This is a genomic window from Pelagivirga sediminicola, from assembly GCF_003072125.1.
GTDB classification, from domain to species: Bacteria; Pseudomonadota; Alphaproteobacteria; order Rhodobacterales; family Rhodobacteraceae; genus Roseovarius; species Roseovarius sediminicola.
Genome location: NZ_QCYH01000006.1, coordinates 56,177 through 69,261 on the forward strand (window position 1 = coordinate 56,177; position 13,085 = coordinate 69,261).

Sequence of the window (13,085 nt, forward strand, 5' to 3'; positions counted from 1 at the left end):
GCCCGCGGTGTTGCCCCTGCGCGGGCAGGCTGGGCGAAAATGCTCAAACACGCTGCACCCGCAGCTACAGCAGATGCCCCGACTTGCGCGCCTTGGTGGCCAGATAATCCTTGTTCTGCGCGGTCTGTCCCACGATCAGCGGGACGCGTTCGGCCACGTCGATGCCGCAGCGCCGCATCATGTCGATCTTCGCGGGGTTGTTGGTCATCAGCCGCACCGCGCCAAAGCCCATCTTGGCAAGGATGCCCGCCCCGATGCGGAAATCGCGCTCGTCATCCTCGAATCCCAGCCTGTGGTTCGCCTCGACCGTGTCAAAGCCCTGATCCTGCAGGCTGTAGGCGCGCATCTTGTTGGCAAGGCCGATGCCGCGCCCCTCCTGATTGAGATAAAGCAGCACGCCCGCGCCCTCGGCGCCCATCTGCGCCAGCGCCGCGCGCAGTTGCGGGCCGCAATCGCATTTCAGACTGCCCAGCACGTCGCCGGTGAAACAGGCCGAATGCAGGCGTGTCAGGACCGGCGCGTCGCGCGGGGGCTGGCCGATTTCGATGGCGAAATGCTCCTCGCTGCCGTCATCGGGGCGAAAGACGTGGACGCGGCCGGCATGGCTGGCCTGCAACGGCACGCGCGCGCTGATGACCGGGTGGGGCGGGCTGGACAGGCGCATTGCCGCATCCGCCGCCTCGGCGGGCAGTATCGTCAGCCCGGCCGCATTGGCCACGGCCTCGGCGTCCTGCAGCGGCAGGACCAGCGCGGCGGGCAGCAGGCGCGCGGCCTTGACCAGCCGCAGCGCCAGACGGTGAAGCGTGGCATCATCGCCGCGCTGGGTCTGGAACGGGCCCTTCATCGGGCTGGCCAGGTCGCTTTGCGGATCGGCGGTTGCGGCGATCCAGGCGGTGCCTGCGTCCGGCGGCAGGACGATGCGCGCCAGATCGCCGTCATAGGCGCGCGCCTTCAGCGTTTCGGCCCGGCGCGCGGTGATCGCCAGTGCCAGCTGCGCGCCCGCGCCCGACGCCACACTGCGCAGACCGGCAAGGCGGGCGGCGTCCAGCGTCTCGGCCGCGGCGATCAGCGCGCCGCCCGAGGGGCCGCACAGCGCCACCGGCAGGCCCATGGCCAGATCGCCGCGCGCGCGGCCCAGAAGATGCGTGATATCGGGTCTGAGGCTCATCTGCGGATGTTTCGGCCGGGCCATTTCGAAATGCGTCGGATCCCGTCTAGTCCTTTTCGCGTTGGATTGAAACAATTGACGCAAACGCAACACACCCGCGTGATCGCGCTGTCGCATTCCTTGCCCTAGCGGCAGGCAGGGCGCATCTGCCGATCAAGACAACCGGAGGGCAAGACATGGCACAGCTCAAGAAGATACTTCTCGTCGACGATGACGAGGACCTGCGCGAGGCGCTGGGCGAGCAATTGGTGATGACCGAGGATTTCGACGTGTTCGAGGCCGGAAACGGCTCCGAGGCGATGACCCATGTGAAGGATTCCAATTTCGACCTGATCATTCTCGATGTCGGCCTGCCCGACACCGACGGTCGCGAATTGTGCCGCCTGATGCGCAAGCAGGGCGTGAAGAGCCCGATCGTGATGCTGACCGGCCATGACGGCGATGCCGATACCATTCTGGGCCTTGATGCCGGTGCCAATGACTATGTCACCAAGCCGTTCAAGTTCCCGGTGCTTCTGGCACGGATCCGCGCGCAGCTGCGCCAGCACGAGCAATCCGAGGATGCGGTGTTTCAGCTGGGGCCCTACAGCTTCCGCCCGTCGCTGAAGGTTCTGGTGGACGAGGGCGGGCGCAAGGTGCGTCTGACCGAAAAGGAGACGAACATCCTCAAGTATCTGTATCGCGCGCCCGACGGCGTGGTTCCGCGCGATGTGCTGCTGCACGAGGTCTGGGGCTATAACGCCGGCGTGACGACCCACACGCTTGAGACGCATATCTACCGCCTGCGCCAGAAGATCGAGCCGGACCCCTCGAACGCGCGCCTTCTGGTGACCGAAAGCGGGGGATACCGCCTGCTGTCGTGATCTGCGGGCTGGCCGGTGGAACCGCCGCCTGCCCGCAGGGTTGACCCGGCAGCAGCGCGGACGCGCTGCGCATCTGCCGTCCGTGTATACGGCACCACATCTGCACCTCCCTGTTGGACTGGCCCCGGCATCGGGCCGGGGCCTTTTTTCGGTGCGCTGGCGCGGCAGGGCGCGCCATGCTAGGCCCTGCGCGAACGCCAATGACACGCCGGAGATGCCGCCATGCCCTTTACTCTCGCCACCTGGAACATCAACTCGGTCCGGTTGCGCGCGCCGCTGGTGTGCAAGCTGCTGAGCGAGGAGGCGCCGGATGTCCTGTGCCTTCAGGAATGCAAAAGCCCGGTGGACAAGATCCCGACCGAAGACTTCGCCGCGCTGGGCTATACCCACATGATCGCGCGCGGCCAGAAGGGGTATAACGGCGTGGCCATCCTGTCCAAGCGCCCGATCGAGGATGTCGGCGATCAGGATTTCGCGGCGTTGGGCCATGCGCGCCACGTCGCCGGGCGGCTGGAGGATGGCACGGTGATCCACAATTTCTACGTCCCCGCGGGCGGCGATGTGCCGGACCGCGAGGTGAACGTGAAATTCGGTCAGAAGCTGGATTACCTCACCCAGATGCGCGACTGGTTCCACGCCGAGCGGCCCGCGCGCTCGATCCTGGTGGGCGATCTGAACATCGCCCCGCGCGAGGATGACGTCTGGAGCCACAAGCAACTGCTCAAGGTGGTCAGCCATACGCCCGTGGAGGTCGAGCATCTGAACGATGCGATGCAGGCCGGCGGCTGGGCCGACGTGACGCGCGCGGATATCCCGGAGGGCCAGCTCTACAGCTGGTGGTCCTACCGCGCCCGGGACTGGGACGCCGCCGACAAGGGGCGGCGGCTGGATCATGTCTGGGCCACGCAGGACATCGCCGGTGCCGCCCATTCCAGCCGCATCCTGCGCCCCGCGCGCGGATGGGACAAGCCGAGCGACCACGCGCCGGTTTTCGCAACCTTCGATCTCTAAAGCGTTTCGCGAAAAACCTGAATCACTGATTTTCGCGAAACGCATATGACATATCAGCGCCCCCGCGCGTTTCGCCTTTATCTGGTAGCTCGGGTTAAAGGCGAAACGCTTTGGCCGCGCGGCGGGGCCTTGCCCTTGCAACGCAAACTGTGCTGCGCCATTTAGGAAGCAACGCAGTTTCAGCAAATGATGTGAGGCAAGATGATAGAACTTGGTGGCGGCGCCCCCGCGGGCGATCTGATCAAGGACGTGTCCGAGGCCGATTTCATGGCCGAGGTCGTCGATATGTCCCAGACGGTGCCGGTCATCGTCGACTTCTGGGCGCCCTGGTGCGGCCCCTGCAAGACGCTGGGCCCGGCGCTGGAGGCCGCGGTGACCAAGGCGGGCGGCGCGGTGCGCATGGCCAAGGTCAACGTGGACGAGAACCAGGCCATCGCGGGCCAGTTGCGCGTGCAGTCGATCCCGACGGTCTATGCGTTCTGGCAGGGCCAGCCGATCGACGGGTTCCAGGGCGCCGTGCCCGGATCCGAGATCGACGCCTTTGTCGCGCGCGTCGTCGAGGCGGCGGGCACCGGCGGCGCGCAGCCGGATGCGGGCTTTGCCGAGGCGATCACCGCCGCGGACGAGATGCTTGACGAAGGCGATGCCGCGGGCGCCGCGCAGACATTTGCCGCGATCCTGGCCGAGGATCCGATGAATGCGGCGGCTTTCGGCGGAATGGCGCGCGCGCATGTCGCGCTGGGCGAGCTTGAGCAGGCAGAGGCGATCCTGAACGGCGCGCCTGCCGAGATCGGCAATGCGCCCGAAATCGAGGCGGCCCATGCTCAGTTGGCGCTGGCGCGGCAGGCCGAGGGCGCGGGACCCGTCGCCGATCTGGAGGCGGCGGTCGCGGCCGATCCCGCGGACCATCAGGCGCGCTATGATCTGGCGCTGGCGCTGGTCGCCGCGGGGCGGAGCGAGGAGGCCGTGGATCACCTGCTGGAGCTGTTCCGCCAAGACAAGGAATGGAATGACGGCGCGGCCAAGACGCAGCTTTTGACGATTTTCGATGCGCTGAAGCCGGGCGATCCGGTTGCGGCGCGCGGGCGGCGCAAGCTGAGCTCGATGATCTTCGCGTGATCTTCGCGTGTTGTCCGGCAAGGCGGGTGGGCTAGGTGCATGGGCATGACACGCAAAATGGACCTTCCGGACATCATTCCGATCTTCCCGCTGACGGGCGCGCTGCTGTTGCCGCGTGCCCGCCTGCCGTTGCATCTGTTCGAGCCGCGCTATCTGGCCATGCTGGACGATGCGCTGAAGTCGCCGCATCGCCTGATCGGCATGATTCAGCCGAACAAGGTGCCGGGCCGCTCGGGGCACGGTCTGCACGCGATCGGCTGTGTCGGCCGCGTCACGCAATTCTCCGAGACGGAGGACGGGCGCTATATGCTGACGCTGGCCGGTGTGTCGCGGTTCCGCGTCATCGAGGAGATCGAGGGTTTCACCCCGTACCGCCGCGCACGCGTGTCTTGGGCCGGGTTCGAGCGGGACCGGGGACCGGGCGAGGACGATCCGCAGTTCGACCGCGACACGTTCCTTGGCGCGCTGGCCAATTACTTTGACACGCAGGATCTGCAGACGGATTGGGACAGCCTGCGCGAAGCCGATGACGAGCTTTTGATAAATTCGCTGTCGATGCTGCTGGGGTTCGAGCCCGAGGACAAGCAGGCGCTGCTTGAGGCGCCGTCGCTGAGCACGCGGCGCGAGACGCTCATGACGCTGATCGAGTTTTCCATGCGCGGCGGCGACGAAGAGGGATTGATGCAATGAATGACGCAGGCAAGGGGCCGGAGTTCGACCGGCGCATGCTGGAGGCACTGATCTGCCCCCAGACGCATCAGCGGCTGGAATATGACGCCGCCGCGCAGGAACTTGTCAGCCGCTCGGCCAATCTGGCGTTTCCGATCCGTGCGGGCATCCCGATCTTGCTGATCAGCGAGGCGCGCGCGCTGGAGTGACGGCGCCGCACTGGCGCCCGCGCCCGTGTTTCCGGGGCAAAACGCAGGAACCTGCTGGAGGCCTTGCGCATAATACACTACGGTCGTTCGTCAGGGTGCCTTGTGCGGACAGGCGCACCCGGGGGCGCCGCAAGGCCGCAATGCGAAGCGACAGAGGGATGCGTAGGTGAAATTCGGAAAAGACGTGCGCCGGGTGGCGAAATGTTTCACGGTTGCCGCGCTGGCGCTTGCCGCGTCCGGCGCTGGCGCGCTGGATACCGTGCGCTTTGACGTTGTGGGCGGCGACGAAGATCTGCTTGAGCTGATAAAAAGTGCTTCGCTGGTGCAGTCGGCGCAGGAGGACGGGCGCACCGGCGCCTCCGACATCATTGCCGCCGCCAATGCCGATTACGCCAAGCTGTTGAGCGTGCTCTATGAAAAAGGTTATTACAGCGGCGTCATCAACATCCTCGTTGACGGGCGCGAGGCGGGCGGCCTGTCGCCCTTCGCCGATCTGAACGGCGTGCGCGACGTGGCAATCCGCGTCGATCCCGGCCGCCCCTTCACGTTTTCCGCCGCGCGCGTTGCGCCGTTGGCGCCGGGCACCGAACTGCCCGAGGATTTTGCGATCGGCAAGCGCGCCCGCGCGCCGATCGTCGGCAGGGCCGCCGAGGCGGGCATCGAGGGCTGGCGCGAGGTTGGCCGGGCCAAGGCCGAGCTTGCGGACCAGTCGATCGTTGCCGATCACAGGGCCCACACGCTGGCCGCCGAACTGGCGCTGCGGCCCGGGCCGGTGGTGCGTTTTGGAAACCTGCTCCAGACCACGGACAGCGCCGTGCGGCCGGAACGGCTTCAGCAGATTGCCGGATTGCCCACGGGCGAGGTGTTTTCGCCCGATGATCTGGAACGGTCGGCCAAGCGGCTGCGCCGCACCGGCGCGTTTAAATCCGTGGCATTGACCGAGGCCGAGACGCTGCGCGCGGGCGATGTCATGGACATCAACATGAACATCGCCGACGAAAAACCCCGCCGCTTCGGCTTTGGCGCCGAGATCAGCAGCAACGAAGGGCTTGGCCTGTCTGCCTTCTGGCTGCATCGCAACCTTTGGGGCGGGGCCGAGCGGCTGCGTTTTGACACGGCCGTCGGCGGTATCGGCAGCCAGACGGGCGGCATCGAAGGCGGCATTGATTACGAGGTCGCCGGCCGGTTCGAGCGCCCGGCGACCTTCGGCGCCGACACGACGCTGTTCGTCTTTGGCCGCGTCGCGCGCGAGGACGAGCCGAACTACCTGTCCGATCAGGTCACGCTCGGCTTCGGCTTCAGCCGGATCGTGACGGAGCAGCTGACGCTGGAGGCGGGCCTTGCCCTGCGGTATTCGGACGAACAGGATTCGCTGGGCAGCCGCGAGTTTTTCCACCTGCTGTTGCCCCTCAAGGCAACTTATGACAGCCGCGACGAGCCGCTGGATCCGGCCAAGGGCTTCTACGCGCAGGCCGAGCTGACGCCGTTCGTGTCGCTGGACGACACCGATTCGGGCGGGCGGGTCTATCTGGACGGGCGCACCTATTACCAGCTCGACGAGGGGGGCATGTTCACCCTTGCCGGGCGCCTGCAATTCGGCAGCATCCTGGGCGCAAGCCTGGCCGATACGCCGCAGGAATTCCTGTTCTATTCGGGTGGCGGCGACACCGTGCGCGGCCAGCCATACCAGTCGCTGGGCGTCCCGCAGGGCGGTGGCATCACCGGCGGGCGCACCTTTCTCGGCGCATCGGCTGAAATGCGCGTCGATCTGGCCGGCAATTTCGATCCGGTCGCCTTTTTCGACATCGGCTATGTCGGCTCTGAGAGCATCTATGACGACAGCGGCCGCTGGCACAGCGGTGCGGGCATCGGCATCCGCTATGCCACCGGCATCGGCCCCATCCGCCTTGACGTCGGCATGCCCGTGTCGGGCAGCACCGATGACGGGGTGCAGATCTATATCGGCATCGGACAAGCGTTTTGAGGACACTGACCGTGATGAGCACACTGACCGCCCGCCTGACGCAGCTTGCGCTGATCGCGCTTTTGCTGGCCTTGCCGCATGGCGCCGCCGCGCAGGATGAGCGCGATCGCGGGCTGCTTCAGGGCTTTCTTGAGGACAACCTCTCGACCGAGGGGCGCGCCGTGCGCATCGAGGGTTTCGAGGGGGCGCTGTCAAGCGAGGCGACGCTGGAGCTGCTGACCATCGCGGATGAGGACGGGATCTGGCTGACGCTCAAGGACGTGACGCTGGACTGGAGCCGCCTTGCGCTGCTGCGCGGCCGGTTGCAGGTGACCAAGCTGTCGGCGGGCGAGATCCTGCTGCCGCGCCTGCCCAAGCCGCAGGAGGGGATCGAGGTTCCCGATGCCGAAGCGACCGGATTTTCCCTGCCCGACCTGCCCGTTGCCGTGAATGTCGAGGAGGTAGCGGCAGACAGGATCGTGTTGGGCGCGCCTGTTCTGGGCGAGGAAGTGACGCTGTCGCTGGCCGGATCGCTTACGCTGGATGATGGCGCGGGCAACGCGGAGCTGGATATCACCCGGCTGGACCGCGACACGGACAAGGTGCTGCTGAATGCCAGCTATTCGAACGCGGACCGCGCGCTGGGCATCGATTTGACCGTGACCGAGGCCGAGGGCGGGCTTGCGTCCTCCCTGATGGGGATTCCGGGCGCGCCATCGCTGGAGCTGAGCGTCACCGGCGACGCGCCGCTGGACGATTTCACCGCCGAGATCGCGCTTGATACGGATGGCGAGCGGCGCATCGGCGGCACCGTCACGGTGCAGGCGCCGGCCCCGGACGCAGAGGCGCCGGAGGGCGGCGCGCCGCTGACATTTGCCGCCGACATTGGCGGCGATATCGCGCCGGTCTTTGCGCCGGAGTATCGCGCGTTTTTCGGCCGCGATATCGCGCTGGTCCTGCGCGGGTCCAAACCTGCGGGCGGCGGTCTGGGGATCGAGACGCTGTCGCTGACCTCGGCGGCGCTGACGCTGGAGGGCAATCTGCAACTGGGCGCGGATAACTGGCCGCAGGAATTCGATCTGACCGGACGGATCGCATCGCAGGATGGCGCGCCGGTTCTTCTGCCGCTGAGCGGGCCGAAAACCACGCTGGAGGGGATGGACCTTGCGCTGCGCTATGACCGGGCGACGGGCGACGAATGGCGCCTGACGCTGGACGCCTCGGGGCTGGAGCGGGACGATCTGACGCTTGCAAATGCGCAGCTCAAGGGCGGCGGCACGTTGCTTCCCGGTGCGGGCGGGGCGGCGGGCCATGTGGACGGCGCGCTCGATTTCGGCGCTTCCGGGCTGGCGCTGACCGATCCGGACCTGAAGGCGGCGCTGGGCGACGCGCTGAACGGCGATATCGCGTTCGACTGGACGCAGGGCGATCCCTTTCGCCTGACGTCGCTGGCCGTGAACGGGCAGGGGTTCGATATCGACGGCAGCGCCGAGATCACCGGCCTGTCCAAACCGATCGCGCCGCGGCTGTCCGCCTCCGTCGCGCTGAAGGCAGAGAATCTGGCGCGCTTTGCCGGGCTTGCGGGCACGGATCTGGAGGGCGCCGCCGATGTGCAGATCGACGCGGCCATCACCCCGACCGAGGGCGAGATGGAGGTCTCCGTCAAGGGCAGCGCGCAGGATCTGGCCTTGGGGCAGCCACGGCTTGACCCGATGCTGGCCGGGCGGATCGAGCTTGTGCTCGACGCGCGGCGCGGCAAGGACGGCACGTTCGTGGACCAGTTGCGCGTGCAATCGCCCGCCACCGATCTGACGGCGAGTGTCGCGTGGAAATCGGACGGCTCGACCGCGGATCTGGCGCTTGCGCTGGCCGATGCGGCGCTGATCGCGCCGGGGCTGAACGGCCCGGCCAAGCTGACGCTGGACGCCGATCAGGCGGGTGATAGATGGACCATTCGTGCGGGCGGCTCCGGCCCCGGCGAGGCGGTTCTGACGGCGGACGGCACGGTTGACGTGGTCGGTGGCAAGCCCGGCATCTTTGACGGGACCGCCACCCTCGTCGCCAGCGATCTTGCGCGCTACGCCGCGCTTGCGGGCCGCGATCTGGGCGGCGCGGCGAGTGTTCTGGTCGAGGCGCGCGGCAACCTTTCCGATCTCAGCGGGCAGGCCGAAATTCAGGTCACCGGGCAGGATCTGGCCGTCGGCATCGAGGCCGCCGATCGCATCCTGCGGGGCGCGTCCACCGCGCGCATTGATGCGCAGCGCAGCGCCGATGGCGCGTTGACGCTGAGCCGCGGCGCGCTGGAGACGCCGCAGATCAGTCTGGACGCCACCGGGTATTACGCCGCCGATGGCGCGGGCGAGGCGACCGTCGATGTGACCGGCGACAATCTGAGCATCGGTATCGCGCAGGTGGATCGCCTGCTGCAGGGCAAATCCAGCGCTCATGTCGAGGCGCTGCGCAGCGCCGATGGCGGCCTGACCTTGCGTGCGGGCCGCGTGAAAACTCCGCAAATCGATGCCAGTGCCAGCGGCTTCATGGCCGCGAACGGCGCGGCAGAGGCAAGCGTCGATGTGACGGGCACGAACATCGCCATCGGTATCGCGCAAGTCGACAGCCTGCTGCGCGGCCGCTCGACCCTGAACGCCGAAGTGGCGCGGGAGGCCGGTGGCGCGCTGGTCATCAAGGAGGCCGATCTGAACACGCCGCAGGTCACAGCGACAGCGTCGGGCACGATCGGCACGGACGGCAACGCGGCGGCGCAGTTCGACGCGCGGCTGGCCAATGTCGCGCTTCTGGCGCCGGGCATTCCGGGCCCCGCGACGGCCAAGGGCACCGTTCGCGGCGACGGATCGGGCTATATCATCGACACGAACGCGACCGGCCCTGCCGGTATCACGGCGGCGGTTTCGGGGCGCATCGGCAATGACGGCACGCTGAACCTCGATGCGCGCGGCAAGGCGCCATTGGCGCTGGCCGATGTGTTCATAAGCCCGCGCAGCCTGTCCGGCATCGCCAATTTCGATCTGTCGGTGAACGGCCCGCCCGCGGTTTCGTCGGTGACGGGAACGATTACGACCAGCGGCGCGGGCCTTGCGCTGCCCAAGCTGAAGCTGGCGCTTCAGGGCATTAACGCCAATATCCGCCTGACCGGCGGCGCCGCGCAGATCGACATCGGCTCCGGGGTCAGCACCGGCGGGCGCCTGTCGGCGAATGGCCGCATCGGGCTGTCGCCGCCGTTCCAGGCGGATATCGCGGCGGATCTGCAGAATATCGGCATCACCGATCCGGGCCTTTACACGACGACGGCGAACGGGCGGATCACCTTCAACGGACCCGCAACCGGCGGCGCGAACATCGCCGGGACGATCAACCTGGGCGAGGTCAACATCCAGGTGCCAAGCGGCGCGATCAGCGCGGGCGCCGATCTGCCCGGCCTGGAGCATATCAACGAGCCTGCCGCCGTTCGCCGCACCCGCGGCTTTGCCAATCTGCTGGACAACGGCGCCAATGGCGGGCCGGGCAACGGCAATGGGGGCGGTCCGTCCTATGGTCTGGATGTGCAGGTCAACGCGCCTGCGCGCATCTTCATCCGCGGCCGTGGTCTCGATGCCGAGCTGGGCGGCGCGCTGCACCTGCGCGGCACCACCGTGCAGGTCATCCCCGAGGGGCAGTTCGATCTGCTGCGCGGGCGGCTGGACCTTCTGGGCAAGCGGCTGGATCTGATCGAAGGTTATCTGCGGATGCAGGGCAGCTTTGTTCCGTTCCTGCATCTGGTGGCGCAGGCCGAAAGCGGCGATGTGCAGGTCTACATCACCATCGACGGCCCCGCGGACGAGCCCGAGATCACCTTCTCCTCGCAGCCTGACCTGCCGGAGGATCAGATCGTGTCGCAACTCATCTTCGGCCGTGACCTCAGCCAGATTTCCGCGTTTCAGGCGATACAGCTTGCCTCGGCGGTGGCGACACTGGCCGACAAGGGCGGCGGCGGCGTGGTGGGCAAGCTGCGCAAGGGCTTTGGCCTCGACAATCTGGACGTGACCACCGGCGAAGGCGACACGACCGAGGTGAAGGCGGGCAAGTATCTGTCCGAGAACATCTATTCCGAGGTCGAGGTGGATTCCGAAGGGCAGACCCAGATCAACCTGAACCTTCAGATCAACAAGCGGCTCAAGGCCAAGGGCAGCTTTGGCGCCGATGGCGACAGCGGCTTGGGCATTTTCTTCGAGAAGGATTACTGACGCGCGCTGCGTGACCCGCCGCGCTTTGCCGACTTGGCGCAGGCAAATCCCTGCGCTAGGCTGGCGCGAAACGCCCAAGGGAGGATGCCCGATGCAGATGAGCGATACGCGCCAGATTTCGGCCGACAAGGCCACGGTCTGGGCCGCACTTCTCAGCCCCGAGGTGCTGAAGGAATGCGTGCCCGGCGCGACCGAGGTGACGGGCAACCCCGAGGACGGGTTCGAGGCGGTCGTCACCCAGAAGGTCGGCCCGGTCAAGGCCACGTTTCGCGGCACCGTCACCATCAGCAACATGGTCGAGCATACCAGCCTGACCCTGACCGGCGAGGGCAAGGGCGGCGCCGCCGGCTTTGCCAAGGGCGCCGCCGACGTGACGCTGGAGGAGGCGGACGGCGTCACCACGCTCAGCTATGATGTGGAGGCGAAGGTCGGCGGCAAGCTGGCCCAGCTGGGCAGCCGCATCGTGGACGGTTTTGCCAAGAAGATGGCTGATCAGTTCTTTACCCGGCTCGAAGAGGTGATCGAGGGGCCGAAGGAAGAGGATGACGCGCCGGAGGCCGAGAAAAAGGGCTGGCTGAAAAAGCTGATCAGCTAAGCGTCTGGGCGGCCATGCGCGCCGCCACGTGCCGCCCGCTGGCATAGGCGCCATGCGCCGTTGCCTGCCAGCTTGGCGAAAACGCCTCGCCCGCGAAGGCCACGCGCCCGGTGTCGGCGTCGATCATGTCGCGCCGGAACTGCGCCGATCCCGGCCGCGCGTGCGAGTATGAGCCCAGGAACAGCGGATCGTTGGTCCAGCTCGTCGTTGCGGTGGCCGTGATCCGATCCGCGATCTGCGTGCCGAAGGCGGTAATCAGCGCCCCGCGCGCGTAGTCGGTCATCGCCTCCGGTCCGGCCATCACCAGCGCATGCGCGTCCTTGCCGCCCATGTGGCACAGCATCACCGGGTTGCTTCCCGGAACGATCTGGAAATTCGTCGCCAGGTCATGCCCGCCTTGCTGGATCGACAGGAACTGCGATTGCGCCAGCTCGCCGGGCAGCGCGTCCATGGCGAAGGCAACCTTTTCGTAGACGCCGCAGGGCACGCGGTCGAGCGCGGCCGCCAGATCGGCGGCGGGGCCGGGGCTGAACCGTATCGCGCCGCGCGCAATGACGCTGGTCGAGGCAGTGACGATCACGCCCGCGCCCTCAAGATCGCCCTGATCCGTCGCGACCGTCGCACCATCGCCGCGCTGGGCGACGCCGCGCACGGCCACGCCGGTGCGGATGTTCAGGCCCTCGGCCATCGCGGAGATCAGCCTGCCATAGCCCGACAGCACGGGCCAGTTGTGTCCCGTATCGCGGTAGTCGGCATAGCCCGACGCCGACACGTCGCCCGCATCGTCGCCGGCCATGAGCGTGAAGATCAGGTTGACCGAGGGCGCCCAGCGTCCGGCGTCGGGCAGCACATCGGGGATCGGCACATCGGCGCCCGATGCCTCGACGGCGTCGAACGCACGGGTAACGGCGCGATCATAATCGCGGATCCCTGCGTCATCCAGAAACGCGCCATCTTCCCAGACCTGAAAAGCGTGCTCCCCTTCGTGATTGCGATAGCGCGCGCCCAGCCGGTCCGCCCATGCGACCAGCGGGTTCTCATCGGCGCAATGTAGCCAGTGACAGCCGTGATCCCACGCCTCCGGCAGGCCGGCTGCCGCCGTGTAGGCGCGCCCGCCGACGCGCCCGGATGCCTCCAGCACCACGTAGGGCAGGCCGCGCTCGCGACATTCCAGCGCCGCGCCGATGCCTGCGGCGCCTGCGCCGACAATTATGATCGGATCGGTCATTCCTGATGCTCCGTGCCTG

The 13,085-nt window shown here is 67.3% G+C and carries 10 protein-coding genes; 8 read left to right on the plus strand and 2 right to left on the minus strand.

The window, feature by feature from the left end:
* Positions 1-64: 64 nt before the first annotated feature.
* Entirely contained in the window at positions 65-1,168 is a 1,104-nt protein-coding gene (gene ribA / locus DC366_RS11505; RefSeq protein ID WP_108692556.1) for a GTP cyclohydrolase II, read from the minus strand.
* A gap of 176 nt (positions 1,169-1,344) precedes the next feature.
* Here ribA and DC366_RS11510 point away from each other — a divergent pair, with 176 nt between their 5' ends.
* From DC366_RS11510 to DC366_RS11545, 8 genes are all read left to right on the plus strand, one after another.
* Complete coding sequence (locus DC366_RS11510; RefSeq protein WP_108692370.1) at positions 1,345-2,031, plus strand: response regulator transcription factor; 687 nt, start codon at positions 1,345-1,347, stop codon at positions 2,029-2,031.
* Between the two features lie 222 nt (positions 2,032-2,253).
* A complete protein-coding gene (locus tag DC366_RS11515) occupies positions 2,254-3,042 on the plus strand; it encodes an exodeoxyribonuclease III (protein WP_108692371.1) in 789 nt (262 codons plus the stop codon).
* A gap of 201 nt (positions 3,043-3,243) precedes the next feature.
* Entirely contained in the window at positions 3,244-4,161 is a 918-nt protein-coding gene (locus DC366_RS11520) for a thioredoxin family protein (RefSeq protein ID WP_108692372.1), read from the plus strand.
* Positions 4,162-4,206: 45 nt separating this feature from the next.
* Positions 4,207-4,851, plus strand: a complete 645-nt coding sequence (locus DC366_RS11525) for an LON peptidase substrate-binding domain-containing protein (protein ID WP_108692557.1) — start codon at positions 4,207-4,209, stop codon at positions 4,849-4,851.
* A complete protein-coding gene (locus DC366_RS11530) occupies positions 4,848-5,039 on the plus strand; it encodes a Trm112 family protein (protein ID WP_108692373.1) in 192 nt (63 codons plus the stop codon). Before DC366_RS11525 ends, DC366_RS11530 begins: the two co-directional genes overlap by 4 nt.
* A 166-nt stretch (positions 5,040-5,205) precedes the next feature.
* On the plus strand, positions 5,206-7,023 hold the full coding sequence (locus DC366_RS11535; RefSeq protein ID WP_243405112.1) for an autotransporter assembly complex protein TamA: 1,818 nt from the start codon (positions 5,206-5,208) through the stop codon (positions 7,021-7,023).
* Positions 7,024-7,037: 14 nt separating this feature from the next.
* Positions 7,038-11,243, plus strand: coding sequence for a translocation/assembly module TamB domain-containing protein (locus tag DC366_RS11540; protein WP_108692374.1), 4,206 nt, complete (start codon positions 7,038-7,040; stop codon positions 11,241-11,243).
* 91 nt (positions 11,244-11,334) lie between these two features.
* Complete coding sequence (locus DC366_RS11545) at positions 11,335-11,838, plus strand: SRPBCC family protein (RefSeq protein ID WP_108692375.1); 504 nt, start codon at positions 11,335-11,337, stop codon at positions 11,836-11,838.
* Here DC366_RS11545 and DC366_RS11550 read toward each other — a convergent pair.
* Positions 11,831-13,066: a flavin monoamine oxidase family protein gene (locus DC366_RS11550; protein WP_165802891.1), complete on the minus strand. Its 1,236-nt coding sequence runs from the start codon at positions 13,064-13,066 to the stop codon at positions 11,831-11,833. The genes DC366_RS11545 and DC366_RS11550 overlap by 8 nt on opposite strands.
* Positions 13,067-13,085 lie beyond the last annotated feature (19 nt).

Coding starts and splice junctions, on each gene's coding strand:
- DC366_RS11550 (WP_165802891.1), bottom strand. CDS start 13,066: ATGACCGATCCGATCATAATTGTCGGCGCAGGCGCCGCAGGCATCGGC.
- DC366_RS11525 (WP_108692557.1), top strand. CDS start 4,207: ATGACACGCAAAATGGACCTTCCGGACATCATTCCGATCTTCCCGCTG.
- DC366_RS11540 (WP_108692374.1), top strand. CDS start 7,038: ATGAGCACACTGACCGCCCGCCTGACGCAGCTTGCGCTGATCGCGCTT.
- DC366_RS11515 (WP_108692371.1), top strand. CDS start 2,254: ATGCCCTTTACTCTCGCCACCTGGAACATCAACTCGGTCCGGTTGCGC.
- DC366_RS11545 (WP_108692375.1), top strand. CDS start 11,335: ATGCAGATGAGCGATACGCGCCAGATTTCGGCCGACAAGGCCACGGTC.
- DC366_RS11510 (WP_108692370.1), top strand. CDS start 1,345: ATGGCACAGCTCAAGAAGATACTTCTCGTCGACGATGACGAGGACCTG.
- DC366_RS11520 (WP_108692372.1), top strand. CDS start 3,244: ATGATAGAACTTGGTGGCGGCGCCCCCGCGGGCGATCTGATCAAGGAC.
- ribA (WP_108692556.1), bottom strand. CDS start 1,168: ATGAGCCTCAGACCCGATATCACGCATCTTCTGGGCCGCGCGCGCGGC.
- DC366_RS11530 (WP_108692373.1), top strand. CDS start 4,848: ATGAATGACGCAGGCAAGGGGCCGGAGTTCGACCGGCGCATGCTGGAG.